Raw genomic sequence first — 19,776 nt, 5'->3', positions numbered from 1 at the left:
AATCTAAATAAAAAAAACCTGATTTATCAGGCTCTTTCTCTTATTCTATTCTATGAATTTGGAGGAAGGGATCGTAAAAGATTGTTTTGTAGAATAGTGATGACTTTCGTAATATTCCTTCACTATTTGGTAACCGGCAGCATATCCCAGCAGTTTAGGAATCCTTCCTCCCCCATATAATAGCTGGTCGTGTGTTCTCTCATTTTTTTTACGATCAAGCTGATCGTTTAAATACTTTTTCCAAAAACCCTTAATTTCTTGTTCCGTATACATGTGACACCAGCTTGCTGTGTAATTTCTCCCACAATTTTTTAATACAGCATATTCAGCAAGTCCTTCAATAATGATAGAATCCAATAGGGTATATTGGTTCATTTTCTTGTTTAGTTTACTGAGCCTGCAGACATGGTGATATTCATGTACAAAAAGCGCTTCTAATTCCTTCGAGTCATCCAAAGGGGATAGAAATAGGAACATTTTATCCGGATAAGAAACACCTGATTTATTTTTCTCCACCCGAAAGAAAAACCCTCCTGATTGGGCAATGGGAAAGAGAAAAATCGGAATGTCCGGACCCGACCACTTTTTTTGATAATGTTGCAAAAGTTTCTCCACTTCGTCCCACATGTTTTCTTTTATCATCATGTCAAAAATATATTTTGAGCTTCTCGATGGCTTATACATTCCAAAGCTGATTAATTGATGGTAGATTTCATTTGCAGTATACCCCTTAAAATAGGGCAGCAGTTTCTCGCAAATCTTCGTTGGGCGGTCAAACTCCTCTTCGAGCCATTGATTTGTTCGTACAATTCCCATTCCCTCACTCCATTTTTCAGGTAACTCCCTAATACATTTTATGAATGGGTAAAGTTAAAGGTTCTAAAGAAATAAGAAAGGGACTGAGCAAATGCCTAGTCCCATAATCGTCATTATTCATACTTTTTGAAAACAATCGTTGCATTGTGGCCACCAAAACCAAGAGAGTTGCTCATTACAGCTATTACTTCTTTTTGACGTGCTTTATTTACAACATAATCCAAATCACATTCCGGATCTGGAGTTTCGTAATTAATTGTTGGCGGAAGAATACTGTCCCTTATCGCCAATACAGAAAAAATTGCCTCCACTCCTCCGGCTGCTCCAAGCAGATGTCCTGTCATCGATTTAGTTGAACTCATTGCCAGTTTATAGGCATGGTCGCCAAACACTTCTTTAACCGCTAATGTTTCAAATTTATCGTTATAATCGGTACTCGTTCCGTGAGCGTTAATGTAATCAATTTCCTCCGGCTTAAGACCACTGTCATTTATCGCCATTTTCATTGCGCGAGCTCCGCCTTCACCGCCAGGAGCTGGAGCAGTAATATGATAAGCGTCCCCTGTTGCACCGTAGCCAATAATTTCAGCATAGATTTTTGCACCGCGGGCCAAGGCATGCTCTAATTCTTCAAGGACAACAATCCCTGCTCCTTCACCAATAACAAAACCGTCGCGATTTTTGTCGAAAGGTCTGCTTGCTGTTTGAGGATCCGGATTTGTAGAGAGTGCAGTATTGGCACAGAAGCCGGCAACAGACATTTTCGTAATTGGCGCCTCTGCACCGCCAGAAATCATAACATCGGCATCGCCGCGCTGGATTACTTTAAAGGCATCTCCAATTGAGTTAGTACCCGTTGCACAGGCGGTGACAGAACAGTTATTAAATCCTCTCGCACCAAGAGTGATTGAAACTTGGCCTGTAGCCATATCTGGAATCAACATCGGCACAAAGAATGGACTTACTCTTCGATAGCCTCTTTTTTGAAAAATTTCGTACTGATCTTCAAACGTTTCCATTCCACCAATTCCTGAACCGATCCAAACACCCACTCGATGGGAATTCTCCTCATTGATGGTCAAATTTGCATCCTTAGCAGCCATTATTGCCGAAGCCACCGCATATTGAGTAAAACGATCCATTTTTCTGGCATCTTTTCTTTCCATAAAGACTTCCGGATTAAAATCATTGATTTGTGCTGCAACTTTTGCCGGATATTCATCTGCATTTACTCTCGTTAATGGACCAACACCTGATTTTCCATCAATAATATTTTTCCATGTGGTTTCAGCATCCAAGCCAAGAGGGGTAACCGCTCCAACCCCTGTAACCACAACCCTACGCTTTTCCATGAATTACAGCTCCTTTTCCAACTATTCTTCCCTACTTATTCTAAGTTGTTCTATTTCATTCTTAGCCCGATTGCTTATAGGTTATCTTCCCCAGCGGATCGCAATGGCTCCCCATGTCAAGCCACCGCCGAACCCTACCATTACAATCACATCATCATCTTTAATTTTTCCGGCTTCTAATTCCTCAACAATGGAAATCGGAATCGATGCTGATGAAGTATTTCCATATTTCTGGACTGTTTTCGACATTTTTTCAACCGGAAGCTCTAATCTCTGTCTAGAAGCCTCCATGATGCGAATATTTGCTTGATGCGGAATTAGAAGATCCACATCATCATTGGTTAATCCAGCCTTATTAAGCACATTTACGCAACTTTCGCCCATTTGGCGTACAGCAAATTTAAATACTTCTCGTCCGTTCATAATGATATATTCATCCTGATAAAGATGTTTTGCACCAGTACCGTCAGCACCTAGTTCAAATGCTAGGATCCCCCGGTTATCTGATACAGGCGCTATAATCGCAGCACCTGCACCATCACCAAATAGAACAGCCGTATTTCGATCATTCCAATCGGTAATCTTCGAAAGTTTTTCTACCCCGACAACTAGAATATTATTATAAACCCCTGTTTCAATAAACTGCGACCCAGTTATGATTCCATACATAAAGCCGGCGCAAGCTGCGCTTACATCCATTGCCGCTGCCTTTTTTGCTCCTAATCGTTCCTGTAGCACGCAGGCAACTGACGGAAACGGATGGTCAGGAGTTACCGTTGCGACTAAAATCAAATCAATGTCCATCGGTGTAATTCCTGCATCTTTAATTGCATTTTGTGCTGCAGCAAAAGCCATATCTGATGTATCTGTATTATCGTCGGCAATTCGGCGCTCTTCAATACCTGTCCGCGTCCGAATCCATTCATCTGAAGTATCCATTACCTTCTCTAGATCAGCATTTGTCACAATTTTTTCAGGCAAATATCTGCCCATTCCAATAATACCGGCTTTCATCACAGCCATCTCCTTTTATAAGGTAAACCCTTTTTAATAATAATTAATATCAAATATTATGACTTGGTACTAATTTTATCAAAGACACCCCAATTTAAGCAACTGGAAATTACACATTCATCATCCGCTATTGTCCATACCCTTTATTTATTTAAACATATTCTAGATTATAAATAATTTTAAAGGGGGTTTTTTCAAATGGATGAAAACCTTCAGGAAGATGTTAGGGACCCTGGGAATATGTTTGATCAATTCATGTTTGGGCCTGAACAAAGGAGACAAGAACAACTTCAACCACCGGAAACAAATTATAGTCAAAACTATATCGATTATGGTGAATTAATCGTCCATCTTGATACCTTAGTAGACTCTGCCAGAAATTTAAAACCACTGTTTCAAAAGATTTATCCTCTTATTGAACAATTCTGGAAAAAGAAATAAGCTGCCTTTTGTTTGGCAGCTAATTTTTATTCGTGTTCCAATTCCTTCTTAGCTTCTTCCCAGCCAAGTTCATAGGCTTCATGCATTACCTTCGTAAATAGGTTCATAAAAGGCTGAATCAGATCCATTGATAATTCTACTCCTGCCTTATCTAATTGGTCTTTTGCTTCTGGTAAGTATTTCATCGCAATTTGCATAAATTGTAAAGATTTATCCTGATTAATCATATGTATCTCCTTCTTGTGGTAATTTTCCTGTTTGTTTATATTTTTCAATTTCCTTGTTCATTTTTTGTCTAAAATTTTTGTTTACGAGCTTACTGTATTTACCTAATGTAATCACATTATCTCTAAAGTCAAATGAGAGATTACCCGATTTTAAATGATTTTCATTGTATTGTTTTGCCACTAATTCATATAATTTATCCACTTGTTGAATGGTGCTGGTTAGTACCGTATTTTCGCCTAAATCCGATTGATCCGATACATACCCAATTACATATAATCCGTGTTCCTTTACATTTTCAATCACTGGAACATTAAACCCATCTCCAGCCGGATAGACAACATCCACTCCCTTTTTCATCATATGATCAACCAACTCGATCGCTTTTTTCTCGTCATCCCAATTGCCGACATATTCAATATCAACATTTGTATTTTTATTTTCAGCCAAAGCCCCCTGATAAAAGCCCTCTACTTCAGGCTGCCATTCATAAGCTGCCAGTATACCTACATTATGCCTTTTTGACATATGTGCAGCAACCATCCCGCCAAAAAAACCCATTGCATGCCCTTTAAAGTTCAAGCTGGTTGTATTCTTGTTTTTTGCATCACCATTAAAGCTGACAAAATGAATCTTGGGATAGTCTTTGGAAATATCATTAAAGTATTCGGCATATTCAGAACCATGTCCAAAAATTAAGTTAACCCCTTTTTGGCTAAATTCTTTAACAGCTCGTTTCACAACAGGTTCTGAATTCATCCCTTCTTTATAATAAACATCCGCATTAAACTTGGATTGAATTCGGAGCATCCCTTTAAAGCCTTTTGTCCCCCATACTTGATCATTGACTGTTTCGGGAACTAACAGTCCAACTTTCTGCAATTTGCCGGTGGACTTTGTTCCACCACAAGCACTAAGTAAAAAAAAGCATAAAAGAATGATCCCGAATCGGTTTAGCATTAAATGCATCTCCTTCTTACAGCGCCAGACCCATAACACGTTTCACAACACCATTTTAACCAATTATATTCTAACCCCTACGAAATAAAATGAAAAGATAAATTTCCTCTGGACCCATTATCTGTAAACAATAATCGTTTACCTTGTTTTACAGTATATTTGAATATAACTGTTGAATATGGTCAATTTGTTTTGAAAAGGAGTCATCGATAGCTGTAACACTTTTGACAGGCACCCTGACAATCTTTCGATTTCCCACAATATTTCCACTGAATTCTGAATCTAATGGTTTTCCGTCGATTTGTAAATATTCTGCACACAATTTCCAATAAGCCTTTTTACCGCTTTCAAAGAAATAACTGCCGGGCTTTTTGCTTTCAATGATTTCCAACATAGCATCAAGAGCATCATCAATAAACAATGCGTCCGTCCTATCTTCCCGCTCACCTTGACCCTGAACTTTTCTATTCAGATTAGTTAAAATTTTTCTTTGAAAGAGAAAGGTTTCAGGCTGCCAAGGACCATAAATAGTAGGTAAATAAAAGAATTGGGTTTCGTCCACCGGTATATTCATTTTCGTAAGAAAGTCATTAAAGATGTTTAACGTATTTGAGAATTTAGAGCTTGCAGCCAATTGGCTCGGCAGAAGTATTACAATTAAATCTTTTCCTTCCCTTTCATTCACATATTGAAGAATGGACTTTGTTACGGATTTATTTTCCAAAAGATTCTCTTTATGAAGCATATAGAGGTCATAAAGAGAAATAATAACATTCGTTTTTGATATAGGCTCGTCATTTCGTACTGTCCAGTCTGATAATGAATACTCATTAAAGTTAGCATTTCTGCCAACTTCCAGTCTTTTCTCGTCAAGATAGGGTTCCTGTTGACTCTTATCCAAAACCACCCCATTCACTTCTACGCCATTATTCAGTAATGCCTTGCAAAAATGAAAGCTTACGAAATCGAATACATTAAAAATAACTGCCTTGTCCATAAAATCTTCCTCCCTAAAATTACCTTATTGAATCCTATGCAGATAATAAGGAATTATTTCATTTAGGGAGGAGGTGAATTAAAGGAATATTTCATATCGTTTGAAAAACTTTATAAACATTTTACCCAGCTGTTGTTTTTTTTCAGGAACAACATAACTGGGGCTAATTTCCGTTTGGCTGACAATTTGCTGAATAAGCTTCGATTGATGATAGGATTTTCCACCAGACATGACATGGATGATTTTTATAGGTATTCCAAAATCAAGTTTAATCACACCATCCGATTGGAGAAGCTCACCTTCAAGAATTTTATGATCCTTTTTATAAGCTGCCTCTAATTCTTTCATCAATTTTTTATAGAAAAATTTATGTTCTTTCTCTTGTTCAAGATGATGCTTTAACGAAAGAATCGGATTTAGGAGAGCCACTGACCTGAGATGATCCTTCATTTTCTCCATTAACTTTATTGCCACAAGAGCCCCCATACCTTCTGCTAAAATATGAATCTTGTCATTCAAAATTTCATTGCGAATCACATATTGATATAATCTTTCGGCTAGTTCCACCGCTTCTTCACTGCCCCAATTTCGGCCATACAGATTTGAGGAAAAAATGGTGTACCCATATTCTTTTAATTGGTTGATAATCGTAAGCTTTCCTTCATTCTGACCCCAGAAGCTTTTGCTTTCATCCACAAAATGCCTTTCATCACCGATTACTAAAATCCCGAAACCTGTAGGCCTTTCAGGGTAATGGATGATATTCCACTCGGTATCCAATTGAAAATTCCGGTTCTCCATCGTTATATCCCCTTTTACATAAACCCTCACCATATTGTATGTTGCTTCACATAAGTTGAAAGGGGGGTTTGCCCAATTAGCAAGGTATTCAGCGTATTTTTTAGCCCATTACGGAAAAAGCGAAAATAGCGTTTATTAATTTAAGATGCTATGGTAATATTAAATGAGATGAAAAATTTTTAGAGGTGAATTTTGTGCGATATTTTTGGGCTTTTTTCTGGGCATTTTTATTAGTTGAGATGTTAACATACGTTGTCAGCTCGATGACTGGAGCTACATTTAATTTTCAACTCGGTGCAATCTTAGGAGTAATTGTAACTATTTTAGTTTATGTTATTTCTGCAGTGATTCCGAACGAACCTGCTCAAAAACATTAAACAGTAGCAAAAGGTCATCCTTTTTTAGGATGACCTTTTCTCTTTACGTTTTATTGAACGGATATGTCTAATTCCCCATCATCACAATCCACAATTACTTTCGAGTGATCGTGTACTTTTCCCGCAATGATCGCTCTAGCCAGCTTTGTCTCAATACTTCTCTGGATATACCGCCTTAACGGTCTTGCTCCAAAAACAGGATCAAACCCATTTTCAGCAATAAACTCTTTTGCCTCATCACTTACAAAAATTTCAATATGTTGATCCTTTAAACGATTTTCTAGTTCATTCATCATTTTCACTACAATTATTTTGATTTCACTTAAAGATAATGGTTTAAAAAGAATGGTTTCATCAATCCGATTCAAAAACTCCGGTCTAAAATGGATTCTTAGTTGATTAAATACTTTTTCTCTAGTAGTTTCAGTAATTTCACTCTCATTTTCACTGCCCTCAAGTAAATACTGTGATCCAAGATTGGATGTCATAATCATGACTGTATTTTTAAAATCTACAGTCCGTCCTTGCGAATCAGTAATTCTCCCGTCATCAAGTGCTTGTAATAAGATATTAAAAACCTCCGGATGTGCTTTTTCAATTTCATCAAGCAAGATGACGGAATAAGGCCTTCTTCGAACGGCTTCCGTCAACTGGCCGCCTTCTTCATACCCTACATAACCAGGAGGTGCGCCAATTAGCCTTGAAACAGAAAACTTCTCCATATATTCCGACATATCAATTCGAATGATTTGCTCCTCACTATCAAATAGAGCCTCAGCTAAGGCCTTAGCTAATTCCGTTTTCCCGACACCGGTTGGACCTAAAAATAGGAAAGAACCAATTGGACGGTTTGGGTCTTTAATCCCTGCTCGAGCCCGAAGTACAGCATCTGAAACCAATTGTACTGCCTCATCTTGACCTATGACTCGCTCATGTAATAGAGATTCAAGCTTTAATAGCTTCTCCCTTTCTCCCTCTACCAGCTTTGATAACGGGATTCCAGTCCACCTCGAAACAATATTTGAAATCTCTTCCCCTGTTACCTCTTCTCTTAAAAGCTTATCACTCTTTTCAGCTGCAGTTTCCAACCCCTTTAGTTCCTTTTCGGCTGATGGAATAAGCCCATGGCGAAGTTCTGCAGCTCTGTTTAAATCATAACGGTCCTCTGCCTGCTGGAGTTCACGGCGAAGTTTTTCAATTTGCTCCCGCTTCTCTTGAAGCTTTTGGATGCTTTGCTTTTCAAGAAGCCATTTTGCTTTCATGGCATCTGCCTGTTCCTTAAGTTCCGCTAGCTCTTTTAAAAGAATTTCCAGTCTTTGTTTACTTGCTTCATCCTGTTCCTTTCTTAAAGCAGCCTCTTCAATTTCTAACTGCATGACCCTGCGTGTAACCTCATCCAGTTCCGTTGGCATCGAGTCGATTTCCGTTCGAATCAGTGCACACGCCTCATCTACCAAATCAATCGCCTTATCAGGTAAAAATCGGTCCGTTATATAGCGATCCGATAAGGTTGCGGCTGCAACAAGTGCATGGTCATGGATTTTTACACCATGATGAACCTCAAAACGTTCTTTTAATCCTCTTAATATCGAGATGGTATCTTCCACATCTGGCTCCTGAACAAGAACCTGTTGAAATCTTCTTTCAAGTGCAGGGTCTTTTTCAATATACTTTCGATGTTCATCAAGTGTAGTCGCACCAATACAATGCAGTTCCCCACGTGCTAGCATTGGTTTTAACATATTCCCGGCATCCATTGCTCCTTCCGTTTTACCTGCGCCGACAATTGTATGAATTTCATCAATAAACAAGAGAATTTGTCCTTCACTTTTTTTTACTTCATTTAAGACTGCCTTTAGTCTTTCCTCAAATTCTCCCCTGAATTTTGCACCGGCAATTAAAGCACTCATATCCAATGAGAAAATCGTTTTATCTTTCAGACCTTCCGGAACATCCTTTCTTACAATTCTTTGTGCCAACCCTTCAACGATGGCCGTTTTTCCTACTCCGGGCTCACCAATTAAAACCGGATTATTTTTCGTTTTTCTTGATAAAATCCGAATAACATTACGTATTTCTGCATCTCTGCCAATTACAGGGTCCATTTTGCCTGTTTTTACTTCCGCTACTAAGTCTCTACCATATTTCTTTAAGGCATCATACCCTGCTTCAGGATTTTGTGAAGTCACTCTTTGGTTCCCCCTTATTTCTTTAATCGCCTGCATAATTTCTTCCGGTGTCTTCCCCATTGTTTTTATTATTTTTTTGAAGTAGCTTTCATTGACAAAAGCAGCTGCGAGCAATACATGTTCTATTGATAAATATTCATCTGAAAACTTGGCAGCAAATTCATCCGCTTCTGCAAAAAGCCTTTGGAGCAATCCCGTAATGAAAAGTTTTCCTTGTTCTGCCCCTCCCCCAGTAACCTGAGGCTTTTTCTCAAGCTCTTCTTGAAATTTCTCTACCACCAGCTGTGATGACAAACCAATTCTTTCCATTATCAAAACTGCCAGACTATCTTCCTGACTCAATAGCGCTATAAATAAATGAGGTTCATCAACCTCTTGATGATGATGTTTTATGGCAATTGTTTGCGCATTGAGTATTCCAGTTTGCAAACGTTCTGTCATTTGGTTTAAGTCCATACTCCCACCTCATTTGACCTTTTTTGACCTTTAAGTATATTATATCCAATTCCTGATAAATTACAAATTTTGCACAAGAGAAAAGCCATCCTCTTTGGATGACTTTTTCACTGTTTATGGTTTCCGCTGATAGGTCCAATGGCGGTTATCATTTGACGTTTCAGGGAATGCATCTCCTGCTTTTAGCTTAATCTTTTTGGGATTTACAACATTATCTCCTGTTTCGCCTACCTCAATATACACCCCATTGTTTGGTGCCTTTTGTCCTGATTTAAAATGGCGATTTTGTCCCATCCAAATCCCTCCTTATCGAGTACAGTATTATTGTTTCCAAATATAACGCAGCCATTAGAGGAATTTCTTTGAAGCACTTACCATTTTCCGACATTATTTCCCAAGTAATATTCGGCATTTTTTTTAGTTTATGACGATTGTATGAACTTATTCTACAGTTATTGCTAAATTTTCTTTGTAATCAATATAATTATAGTATAATCTTGCGATTCGTTTCGCCCCCTTTAAGGTGGTTATGGATATGAAGTCATTAAATGAAATTCCCTTTATGCTAGATGAACTTTCAAAATTGTTCCATCATACTCGTAAAATGGAAAAGGGTTCTTTTCTTTTCCAAGAAGGTTCTGCAGCCAATGAACTATATATGATCCAAAGCGGAATAGTACAATTAACGAAAATAATCCCTGATGGACGTGAACTTACCTTAAGAATGTGTTCGAAAGGAGATTTGGTTGGTGAACTTGATTTATTTACCCCAGCCCCGTCCTACCTTTTAAGTTCCCGCGTAATAGAGAGCGGAGAAGTGGGAGTAATTATGAAAGATGTTCTGGAAGAAAAACTTTCGACAAATCTTCCGCTTTCCTTAGAATTTATGAAATGGATGAGTAAGCAATACCGGAAAACGCAGACTAAATTCCGCGATCTCGTCCTTCACGGAAAAAAAGGTGCATTATATTCCACCCTTATAAGGATTACGAATAGTTATGGAGTAAAAACGAATAACGGAATTTTAATTGAATTACCGTTAACAAATCAAGACCTTGCCAATTTTTGTGGTACATCCCGTGAAGTGGTGAATCGTTTACTTAGCGAACTGCGAAAAAGTGGGATTATTTCGGTGAATAAAGGTTCAATTACTGTCCATGACCTTAATTATATCAAGACAGAAATTGATTGTGAGGATTGTCCAATAGACATATGTAAAATAGACTAAAAAATCGGTCGAGGAGACCGATTTTTTATTTTTAGATGACCAATTGTATGGTCATGACCATAAAAAAGATTGCAGAATTGATGATTTCATAAATACCAATTTGTTTTGGTGACAATGGTCTTCCATAAAAAAGAATTGAGCGAATAAGGCTCGGTATATAGGCAATTGCCAAAATCCCAAAACCGGATATGACCCAAACCGCAGGTATTAGAATATGATAAACCCATGATATCCATTTAAAATGCATATTTCGTTTTTCCCGAATCATTGTTTTTACATAAAATGTACAACCAATAAAAAATAATACACAGGCTAAAAAGAGCAAGATGGAATGAGCCGTTATTATCCCCAGCCCAAGATAACTGGAAGCTAAACCGGCAATCGAAAAAGCAAAAATAGCGCTAAAATCATTCATTAAAGCCCGATCTTTATTCTTTGTTGAAAAAATGGCATTAATGATAAAAAACGGAACCATCAAAAGACCGAAATGAAAGATGGAAGGTCGTTTAAGAAGTGGAAACAGCAAGAATAAAATAGCAGGAATCATGTAAAAAAGGGTCCATTTTGTATAAAAAGAGAGCTTCTTCTTTTTAAATAATAGCAGCATCGGATAGGTCCCTAAATATAATAAAATCCAGCCAATAAAAAAGGGAATGTCCTGCCATAAAAATCCCCCATTTATCACTCCGAGCCAAAATGGAATGATGGCCATCGCCCACGCACCATGCTGTTTTGGTAAAAAAAGCTTCATTTCGTTCACTCCTATTCCCTTGGCTTATCCTAAATATAAGATAGAAAAACCAGAAAATATGTGAAACAAATCACAGTTTTACCGAGAAAATTGTGAAGAAATTTTTACCTTTACCTATGGGAGTCCTGATTCAGACAGGGGTGGTGATTTCAAAGAAGATTGAGCCCGAATCAGCAGCCCTTTAATCTATTCTACAAACAACAAGCCTTGTGAAAACCGCCTTTTTTTGATAAAAGAGAAAAAAAGAAGGCTTATGCCTCTTTTTTAATAGGTTAAAGGTAAATTTTGATTTTTGAACACTGTTGATTGGAGTGGAAGGCGCCAAGACTCCTGTGGGAGTACGGGGCAGGGGAGACCCCGCAGGAGCGAAGCGACGAGGAGGCTCTCCGAACCGCCCACGGAAAGCGAAGCGCCTGGAACGGAAATCAACAATCTAAGTTTACCAGAGCTTTTTTATTAGTATTTCTGCAATTTTGCTTACTGACGTCTTATCGTGAATAGAAAAGCTAATTATATCATTTTGTTGATCTAAAATTGGTTTTATTGCTTCATCCCAATATAGCACCATTTTTACATTTTGTACTATTTCTAATAATGAGAGACCCGCTTTATCCCTTATAATCAAAAGCTTTGGATAATGCTGATATTTATGCCCTTCAATTAATATGACATCTGGCTGTAAATTTCTTAAAAGTTCAATTTGCTTTTCAAGTGGTGTTACTATGTTTTCCACATGTAGTAGCAATCTCCCCTCGCCTTCGACAATGGAAGCAGCTGCTCCAGCATCAATATGCCTTGAAGAATCCTTTCCGGATAATACAGTCGGCTTTCCACCATGGCCATGATGTTTAATCGTAACGGTTTTGCGGTTTCGTAATGTTAAAGCTTCAATAAGCTGTAAAATTAAAGTCGTTTTTCCGCTATTTTGAAAGCCAACGATTTGAAATATAACTGGCGTTACCAAGGCCACTCACTTCCGGTTTGATCTTCTAATAAAAGGATATCGACCACATTTCCCGCCTCAAAACCCCTTGTACCGCCAGGCAGCACCATTAAAGAATTTGCACCAGCAAGACTTGTCACGATATTAGACTTATCTGTCCCGCTAGGCGAAACTGTCAGCTTGCCTTCATTAATTTGCACAATGCTTCGAACAAATCGGGTAAATGGATTTGGTTTTGGAAAATTTGCCAGGAGTTCAGCCTTTTCTTTTCTTAGATGCGGTTGAGTTGAAAACAACATTCTGCGAATAATTGGCCTCGTAAATAATTCAAACCCTACATAACAAGCTGAAGGATTTCCCGAGAGACCAAAAAGAATTTTACCTTGAAATTTAGCAACCGTTGTCACACTCCCAGGCCTCATTGCCACCTTATTAAATAAAACCTCGGCTCCCAACTTTTGATAGATTTCCGGAAGATAATCAAAATCACCAACCGACACTCCACCCGTTGTGATGAGTAAATCAACTTTTTCTAAAGCATTTTTCACTGCATTAAAGCATGTATCAAAATCATCAGGGAGCCTGCCATAATAATGAGCCATTCCTCCGGCTCTTTCAATTTGTGCAACAATCATATGGGAATTGCTGTTGCGGATTTTCCCCGGCTCCAACGGTTCATTTACCTCCAAAAGCTCCGTTCCTGTTGCAAATAACCCAATAACAGGTTTTTTCGCGACCGGAACCTCACTATAGCCAAATGTTGCAAGGATGGCTTGTACACCTGGATTAATATATGTACCTTTTTTTACTAGAGTTTCCCCAGCTTTTGTATCTTCACCTCGAAATGATACATTATCCCCCTTATTAAGCTTGCGCTTAATCGACATAAAGCGTTTACCATTCTTTTCGAAACTATTTGTCAACTCAAGCATAACAACTGTATCAGCCCCATTCGGCATCATTGCACCGGTCATAATCCTGACTGCTTGAAATTCATTCACGGTTTGATCGGATACATGGCCTGCTCCAATATGGTCAATGACTTCAAACTCAACAGAGTGGTCAAGCGAGGCATTCTTTGTATCAATGGAACGCACTGCAAAGCCATCATAGGGTGACCTGTCAAAGTGTGGGACATCATTCGTGGCAATAATATTTTCCGCTAATATACGACCATAACTCACTTCAATAGGTACATATTCAGTCACGCCAGTTAGTTGGTTTTCCATTATTTTTTTTACCGCATCCCCTACTGGTATCGGTTTTCTTCTTTCTAACAAAGCAATCAGCTCCTGCCTTTAATCAGTCAAATTCTTAAGTCATATAGATAATTTTATTATAAGACTATCGAAACGGTATGAACATCGCAACTATCACAGTGACGACATACTCTTATTTTAAACAAAAAATTCATATGAATTGTGTGATTCATGTCACCTGTTTTTTTTTCAATTTCGATTATGCTTATAGTAAGAAATAAAAAATACTTTTCAATTTTAGGAGGAAACAAAAATGTCCATTCCATTTACTTCAGATACATTAGTTAAAGATATTGTAAACGAATTACCTAAAACAAGTGATGTGTTTAAAAAGAACCGGATTGATTTTTGCTGCGGCGGTAATATCCCACTATCTCAAGCTGCTGCACAAAACAACCTAAATATGGACAATTTAATCGAAGAATTAAAAGAGGTCTATGAAAAAAGTGAACCTGCTGATACAGATATAGAAGTATGGACTAATTCTGATTCCAATACGATTATCGACCATGTTATAGCGGGGTATCACCGTGTTACCGAAGATGAGTTAACACAACTTAGCCCATATGTTACAAAGGTATCACGTGTACATGGTGACAACCATCCAGAGCTGTTAAAAGTAAATGAACTATTTTATGAATTTAAAAAAGAAATGATTGAACACATGGCAAAAGAAGAAGAAATTGTTTTCCCATTAATTAGACAGCTTGCAAACAATACAGCACCAAATCGTGAAAAGGCCATTGCAATGATTGTCGAACTTGAAAAAGAACATGACCATGCCGGGGAAATTTTAAGACAAATTCGCGCGGTAACAGCTGATTTTGAACTTCCACTAGATGCCTGCGGAACTTATCGATTAGTTTACAAGCGTTTGGAGGATCTTGAAGGATTAACCTTCATGCACGTACATCTTGAAAATAACATTTTATTCCCTCGCTATATAGATTAATAAAAAAAACAGCCTGCTCAAATTTAAAATGTACCCTTTGTAAAGGACATTTAAAAAAAAGGCTTAGGCAACTTGAAGAAGATGATTTCTGTATTGTACAGGAGTCATCTTTTTTAGGTTCCATTGATATCTAGTTTGGTTATAATAACGCATATATTTGTCAATTTCCCGTTGAAGCTCCTCAATTGTTTTACATGTATTTATATCAACTTCATCTTTAAGATGACCAAAAAATGATTCGATAGGAGCGTTATCCCAACAGTTCCCTCTTCTAGACATGGATTGGCGTAATCCTAGGTTTCGAACAAGTTTTTGAAAATCAGGATGTGTGTAATGAGTACCTTGATCGGAATGGATGAGGGCATCTTTAGCCTGCTTAAAGTTTCTATTCTTCTTCAGCCTGGTCAAAGTGTTGGTAGCCAATTCCATGGTGATACGGCTTAACATATAATGTGCCAAAACTTCACCTGTAGACCCATCCTTAATGACGGACAAATAGGCTCTCTGTCCACCGTGATAGTTCAGGTAAGTGATGTCTGTAAGAAGTACTTTGCCAGGCGTCTCCTGCTTGAATTGACGATTTAGTAAGTTCGGAGCGACTCGATGTTCCTGAGTAGCTTTCATCATTCTCCGGTAAGGATTTGCTTTCCTAATTGGGCAAACGATATTATATTTTTTCATGATTCTACGAATTTTTTTCAAATTGAAGACACACTGAAATTGACCCGCCAATGTCATTTTGATTTGACGTGCCCCTTTCTTACGACTTTTAAAGTGAAAATCCTTTAAGATCATGGCTTTTGCCTCTTCATCTTTCGCTTCTTGGTATTTCCGTTTTTCTTCTGACTTAGCTGAGAAGTAATTGTAGTAACCGCTTCTTGACACATCGGCAGCCTCACAGAGGAATTTCACCATGTGTCTCAAGTTATATTTTTCAATAACTTCACGAATAAGAATGTACTTCTGACTAACGGGAAGCTTTACCTTTTCAGCCCCCTTTCTAACATACGAATCTTTTTTAAGAGTTCATTCTCTGCTTTTACAAGATTCATCTGAGCTTCTAGCCTTGCATATTTCTCCTCAATGGTTAGTTCTTTTAATCGTGGCCTTCCAGAACTATCTTTTCTGGTGTCTTTTAGCCCAAATACGCCTTCAGCTTTATAAGCAGCTCTCCAACGTTCGGAAGCAGATTTAATTCTTTGCATTCCTATGATTTCAACATCAAAACCCGCTTCTTCAAAGATCTGTCTTGAGAACTTCCCCTTACTAAATTCTGAAACAAAATGTTGTTTAAACTCATGAGAATAAGTGATTCCTTTTGAACTAACAGATTTAACATAGGGGTTTTTAGATAAAATTATGATTTCTTTCTCTGTAAAAGTCTTTTTACTCATGATTTCTCCGTCTCCAGTATGTCTCTAGTTGTGTTATTAAATTATATAAAAAAAGTACCCTATAGAAAGCACTTTTTTAAGTGTCTACTCTATAGGGTACATTTTAATTGAAGCAGGTTGTTTTTTTATTATCCACCAATATAAGACATTTCAATTTTTTTCCGCTTCTTATTGGATTCAGCCATTCTTTCGTCAGAATAGCGATCATCACGACCATTCCAAATTTCTGAAATCCGCCTGGTAAGCTCCTCATCCGTAGCACCATTTCTCATGATATTACGAACGTCATGACCGTTTCCATTAAACAAACAGGTAAATAATTGGCCATTTGCCGATAAGCGTGCACGAGTACAGCTTGAACAAAAAGACTCAGACACGGATGAAATAAACCCAACGTTTACATTCGTATCTTTATAACGGTAAAGTTTCGCCACCTCACCAAAATAAGCAGGGTTCACCGGCTCCAACTCATAATGTTCTTTTAGCATTTCATAAATCTGCCTTTTCGTAATGACATCATCCATCTTCCAGCCATTCGTTGAACCTACATCCATAAATTCAATATACCGGAGCTCAAGACCGTTTTTCTTGCAAAAATCCGCCATCGGGACAATTTCGGTATCGTTTAGCCCTTTTTTAACTACCATATTGATTTTCACGCCCAATCCTGCTTGTTTTGCCGCTTCGATTCCTTCTAGAACAGGTTTGGTTCCGATATTTCGCCCGTTTATTTTTCCAAACAATTCATCATTCAGGCTGTCAAGGCTGACATTAACCCGTTTTAGTCCGGCCTGTTTTAGTTTTTCAGCAAATTTCTTCAACATTACACCGTTTGTTGTTAAACCAATATCTTTAAGACCTTCTATTTCAGAGAGTTTACTAACCAATACAGGTAAATCTCTTCTTAACAGTGGTTCTCCACCTGTTAATCGAATTTTTTCAACTCCTATTTGAACAAAGATCTTTGCCAGCCGCTCAATTTCTTCATAGGTTAATAAAGCGCTTTTTGGCAAAAAAACAAAATCGGGTCCAAATTGATCTGCTGGCATGCAATACTGACAGCGGAAATTACAGCGGTCAATAACAGAAATCCGCAAATCATGTAATGGCCGATTAAATTTATCTTTAATAATGGTATTTTCCATTCTAATCAACTCCATTATTTTTAGGCTCTGTTGATATGGCAGTCGATTTCCGTTCTAGGCACGAAGAAAATGCGTTAGCATTTTCGAGGAGTCTTCGTGCCTTCCACTCCAATCAACTTTGTTGAAAAATCAACATTAACCTTTACACAACTTATTTAAATAACCACTCATTTTTTTGATGAAATCCTCACTTTTACTAGTTAACTTACTATTTATCATAACAGAAGATGGTTTTGGTACAAACGATTGTTTTTGGAAATATTCATTGAAAAATATTTCAAAACATTTATCAAAAAAAGCGATAATCAGTTTTCACTATATTGTCATGGTTTACTTCTTTTTTTCACAAAAACCTGAGGTAAAATGTTTATAACAATACAAAAATGACCTAGTGAAATATAACTAGTTTTTAACTATAGACGGGGTGAGAACTGAATGATGACGAAAATGAAACCTACCCATTCATTAGAAATAATAGAATTACTTAAATTCGCTGACCGTAAGTTCAGAAGTGAGAGAGGAAAATTTTTATTCCAAGAAGGAATGGTGGCTGAGGAACTCTATATCATCCTTTCCGGCAAAATCCAAATTAGTAAAATTACCTCAGATGGACGGGAGCTTTCCTTAAGAATCTGTGGGGAAAATGATATTTGTGGAGAATTGACACTGTTTACGGATAATCCAAAATTTTTACTTAGTGCCAAGGTCCTGGAAGAAGGGGAAATTGTCGCTATTAAAAAAGATGTGATTGAAAGCGAAATTTTCCAAGACAGCAAACTTGCTTTTGAATTCATGAAATGGATGAGTGATCATTTCCGCAAAACCCAAACAAAATTTCGTGATCTTGTCTTAAATGGTAAACGCGGCGCACTTTTTTCAACGCTTATTCGAATGTCTAATAGTTATGGTATTCATAAGGACCGTGAAATATTAATTGATTTACCCCTTACAAATCAAGAGCTTGCCAATTTCTGTGGCACCTCCCGCGAAAGTACGAATCGTATTTTAAGTGAATTAAAGAAGGACAATATTATTTCAGTTAAAAAAGGAAAAATCTCAATTTTGGATCTTCAATATTTAAAAGATGAAATCGGCTGCGAGAATTGTCCAGCTGTTTATTGTAATATCGAATAGGATGGGAAACCATCCTATTTTATTTTGGGTCGGGGAAGCACTCGGTTTGAATTACTTCCCCGAAATTTTTTACTGGACTTGCTTATCCCTTAATGCTTTTGGAATGTAAACGCAGAATGGTTCACTTTCAAGATAATCCCCTGTCATCGCATATGCTCTAGATCTTGATCCACCACAGACATAGCGGAATTCGCAAACACCGCATTTTCCTTTAAACGAATCCGGATCTCGCAACGATTTAAAGATTGGAGACTCACGGTAAATTTCCGCAAGTGGCCTCTCACGAATATTCCCAGCTTGTACAGGTAAAAGTCCACTAGGATAGACATCACCGATATGAGAGATGAACACAAAACCATTTCCGTCATTTACACCTTTTGGTGCACGGCCTAGGCCGTCAATTGAACCTGTAAGTCCTTTTTCTGTTAGAGCAGTTAAATAGTTAATTTCATCGGTTTGTTGTTTCGCTTCACGCATTTTTTGCTGGATGACCACACGACGGTAATGCATTGCTTCTGTTGTTTTAATATCAAAGGATACTCGTTTACTTAAATCATAAAGCCATCTTAGAACCCTTTCATGTTCTACTGGGGAGATCATATCCGAAGCCTGGCCTCTTCCAGTTGGTACAAGGAAAAAGACACTCCAAAGTACACAGTTTAAATCCTCGACCATTTTCGCCATTTCATCGAGATATTCAACATTATATCTTGAAATTACCGTATTAATTTGAATCGGCAGCCCTACCTCATGCAAGTAATTTATTCTTTCCATCGTCAAATCAAAGGACCCTGCAGTACCGCGGAAATGGTCGTGGACCTCCGCGTTTGGTCCGTCAATACTAAATGCCCAGCGGGAAAGACCAACTTCCTTCGCCTTTTGAATGGCTTCCTTCGTAACATTTGGAGTCGCACTCGGAGTCATCGAAACTCGGACGCCTTTTTCGACTGCATATTTAGCAATATCAAAGATATCTTCCCTCATAAGCGGATCTCCGCCTGTAAAGACTAGCATAGGATTATTCATTTCATATATTTGATCAATAAGATTTTTTCCTTCTTCAAAGGTTAATTCACGCGGGTCCCTTGCATATTGGGCATCGGCACGGCAATGCAGACATTTTAATTGACAAGCACGTGTAAGTTCCCAAATAACGATAAATGGATCTTTATTAAAATCTCGGCTAATAGCCATGATGAAACGCCTCCTACATCAGCTATTTCAAAACAAACAGCTTTAATAACTGTATTATAAAGTTGTTTATATTTGAAAAATGTGAAATAACTCACTAAAGAGGCGTTTAAATATGTCTGTTTTGTGAAAACAAAAAAACAGCAAGAGT

The 19,776-nt window shown here is 37.8% G+C and carries 20 protein-coding genes; 5 read left to right on the top strand and 15 right to left on the bottom strand.

Going from position 1 to position 19,776, the window contains the following annotated elements:
- Positions 1 to 45: 45 nt before the first annotated feature.
- The 3 genes from RCG21_RS09155 to RCG21_RS09145 all read right to left on the bottom strand — a co-directional run bounded on the left by RCG21_RS09155 (position 46) and on the right by RCG21_RS09145 (position 3,182).
- Positions 46 to 816, bottom strand: a complete 771-nt coding sequence (locus tag RCG21_RS09155) for a DUF2268 domain-containing putative Zn-dependent protease (RefSeq protein ID WP_133338392.1) — start codon at positions 814 to 816, stop codon at positions 46 to 48.
- Positions 817 to 929: 113 nt separating this feature from the next.
- Positions 930 to 2,168 carry a beta-ketoacyl-ACP synthase II gene (gene fabF / locus RCG21_RS09150; protein ID WP_133338394.1) on the bottom strand — a complete coding sequence of 413 codons (1,239 nt, stop codon included), beginning with the start codon at positions 2,166 to 2,168 and terminating at the stop codon, positions 930 to 932.
- A gap of 81 nt (positions 2,169 to 2,249) precedes the next feature.
- Positions 2,250 to 3,182, bottom strand: a complete 933-nt coding sequence (locus tag RCG21_RS09145) for a beta-ketoacyl-ACP synthase III (RefSeq protein ID WP_133338396.1) — start codon at positions 3,180 to 3,182, stop codon at positions 2,250 to 2,252.
- A gap of 198 nt (positions 3,183 to 3,380) precedes the next feature.
- On the opposite strand from RCG21_RS09145, the gene RCG21_RS09140 reads away from it, so the two are divergent.
- Positions 3,381 to 3,623 (top strand): hypothetical protein, encoded by a 243-nt coding sequence (locus RCG21_RS09140; RefSeq protein WP_133338398.1) that lies wholly within the window; start codon positions 3,381 to 3,383, stop codon positions 3,621 to 3,623.
- Positions 3,624 to 3,649: 26 nt separating this feature from the next.
- Here the strand turns inward: RCG21_RS09140 and RCG21_RS09135 are convergent, their stop codons facing one another.
- The 4 genes from RCG21_RS09135 to RCG21_RS09120 form a co-directional block, all read right to left on the bottom strand.
- Positions 3,650 to 3,847: a ComZ family protein gene (locus RCG21_RS09135; RefSeq protein WP_197031442.1), complete on the bottom strand. Its 198-nt coding sequence runs from the start codon at positions 3,845 to 3,847 to the stop codon at positions 3,650 to 3,652.
- A complete protein-coding gene (locus RCG21_RS09130; RefSeq protein ID WP_133338400.1) occupies positions 3,843 to 4,808 on the bottom strand; it encodes a BMP family ABC transporter substrate-binding protein in 966 nt (321 codons plus the stop codon). The genes RCG21_RS09135 and RCG21_RS09130 overlap by 5 nt, the downstream gene beginning before the upstream one ends.
- Positions 4,809 to 4,956: 148 nt before the next feature.
- On the bottom strand, positions 4,957 to 5,805 hold the full coding sequence (locus RCG21_RS09125) for a hypothetical protein (RefSeq protein WP_133338402.1): 849 nt from the start codon (positions 5,803 to 5,805) through the stop codon (positions 4,957 to 4,959).
- Between the two features lie 78 nt (positions 5,806 to 5,883).
- Positions 5,884 to 6,606, bottom strand: coding sequence for a lipase family protein (locus tag RCG21_RS09120; RefSeq protein ID WP_133338404.1), 723 nt, complete (start codon positions 6,604 to 6,606; stop codon positions 5,884 to 5,886).
- 194 nt (positions 6,607 to 6,800) lie between these two features.
- On the opposite strand from RCG21_RS09120, the gene RCG21_RS09115 reads away from it, so the two are divergent.
- Positions 6,801 to 6,983 carry a YjzD family protein gene (locus tag RCG21_RS09115; protein ID WP_026574517.1) on the top strand — a complete coding sequence of 61 codons (183 nt, stop codon included), beginning with the start codon at positions 6,801 to 6,803 and terminating at the stop codon, positions 6,981 to 6,983.
- A gap of 50 nt (positions 6,984 to 7,033) precedes the next feature.
- Here the strand turns inward: RCG21_RS09115 and clpB are convergent, their stop codons facing one another.
- Positions 7,034 to 9,628 (bottom strand): ATP-dependent chaperone ClpB, encoded by a 2,595-nt coding sequence (clpB, locus tag RCG21_RS09110; protein WP_133338406.1) that lies wholly within the window; start codon positions 9,626 to 9,628, stop codon positions 7,034 to 7,036.
- Between the two features lie 114 nt (positions 9,629 to 9,742).
- Positions 9,743 to 9,922 (bottom strand): YjzC family protein, encoded by a 180-nt coding sequence (locus tag RCG21_RS09105; RefSeq protein ID WP_133338408.1) that lies wholly within the window; start codon positions 9,920 to 9,922, stop codon positions 9,743 to 9,745.
- A 268-nt stretch (positions 9,923 to 10,190) separates the two neighbouring features.
- On the opposite strand from RCG21_RS09105, the gene RCG21_RS09100 reads away from it, so the two are divergent.
- Positions 10,191 to 10,856, top strand: a complete 666-nt coding sequence (locus tag RCG21_RS09100; RefSeq protein ID WP_235824915.1) for a Crp/Fnr family transcriptional regulator — start codon at positions 10,191 to 10,193, stop codon at positions 10,854 to 10,856.
- 31 nt (positions 10,857 to 10,887) lie between these two features.
- Here RCG21_RS09100 and RCG21_RS09095 read toward each other — a convergent pair whose 3' ends face one another.
- The 3 genes from RCG21_RS09095 to RCG21_RS09085 all read right to left on the bottom strand — a co-directional run bounded on the left by RCG21_RS09095 (position 10,888) and on the right by RCG21_RS09085 (position 13,830).
- On the bottom strand, positions 10,888 to 11,607 hold the full coding sequence (locus RCG21_RS09095; RefSeq protein WP_133338412.1) for a YwiC-like family protein: 720 nt from the start codon (positions 11,605 to 11,607) through the stop codon (positions 10,888 to 10,890).
- 439 nt (positions 11,608 to 12,046) lie between these two features.
- Complete coding sequence (mobB, locus tag RCG21_RS09090; protein ID WP_133338414.1) at positions 12,047 to 12,577, bottom strand: molybdopterin-guanine dinucleotide biosynthesis protein B; 531 nt, start codon at positions 12,575 to 12,577, stop codon at positions 12,047 to 12,049.
- Complete coding sequence (locus RCG21_RS09085; RefSeq protein WP_133338416.1) at positions 12,565 to 13,830, bottom strand: molybdopterin molybdotransferase MoeA; 1,266 nt, start codon at positions 13,828 to 13,830, stop codon at positions 12,565 to 12,567. Before RCG21_RS09085 ends, mobB begins: the two co-directional genes overlap by 13 nt.
- A 232-nt stretch (positions 13,831 to 14,062) precedes the next feature.
- On the opposite strand from RCG21_RS09085, the gene ric reads away from it, so the two are divergent.
- Positions 14,063 to 14,761, top strand: a complete 699-nt coding sequence (gene ric / locus RCG21_RS09080) for an iron-sulfur cluster repair di-iron protein (protein WP_133338418.1) — start codon at positions 14,063 to 14,065, stop codon at positions 14,759 to 14,761.
- A 63-nt stretch (positions 14,762 to 14,824) separates the two neighbouring features.
- On the opposite strand, the gene RCG21_RS09075 is transcribed toward ric, so the two are convergent.
- Positions 14,825 to 16,155, bottom strand: a protein-coding gene (locus tag RCG21_RS09075) for an IS3 family transposase (protein ID WP_308913093.1) whose coding sequence is annotated in 2 segments (ribosomal slippage) — positions 14,825 to 15,786 and positions 15,786 to 16,155 — 1,332 coding nt in all. Because the reading frame shifts where the segments join, the coding sequence is not laid out codon by codon here.
- Between the two features lie 128 nt (positions 16,156 to 16,283).
- The gene (gene moaA, locus RCG21_RS09070) at positions 16,284 to 17,300 is read right to left on the bottom strand and encodes a GTP 3',8-cyclase MoaA (protein WP_235824937.1); all 1,017 of its coding nucleotides are present in this window, start codon (positions 17,298 to 17,300) and stop codon (positions 16,284 to 16,286) included.
- A gap of 435 nt (positions 17,301 to 17,735) precedes the next feature.
- Between moaA and RCG21_RS09065 the strand changes: the two genes are divergently transcribed.
- Positions 17,736 to 18,434 carry a Crp/Fnr family transcriptional regulator gene (locus RCG21_RS09065; protein ID WP_133339430.1) on the top strand — a complete coding sequence of 233 codons (699 nt, stop codon included), beginning with the start codon at positions 17,736 to 17,738 and terminating at the stop codon, positions 18,432 to 18,434.
- A 69-nt stretch (positions 18,435 to 18,503) separates the two neighbouring features.
- On the opposite strand, the gene RCG21_RS09060 is transcribed toward RCG21_RS09065, so the two are convergent.
- A complete protein-coding gene (locus RCG21_RS09060; protein WP_133339432.1) occupies positions 18,504 to 19,628 on the bottom strand; it encodes a TIGR04053 family radical SAM/SPASM domain-containing protein in 1,125 nt (374 codons plus the stop codon).
- Between the last annotated feature and the right edge of the window lie 148 nt (positions 19,629 to 19,776).

Origin of the sequence: Bacillus salipaludis, from assembly GCF_030938565.1 — a bacterium.
GTDB lineage: Bacteria > Bacillota > Bacilli > Bacillales > Cytobacillaceae > Neobacillus > Neobacillus salipaludis_A.
This window is presented reverse-complemented; position numbering and strand designations above follow the sequence as displayed.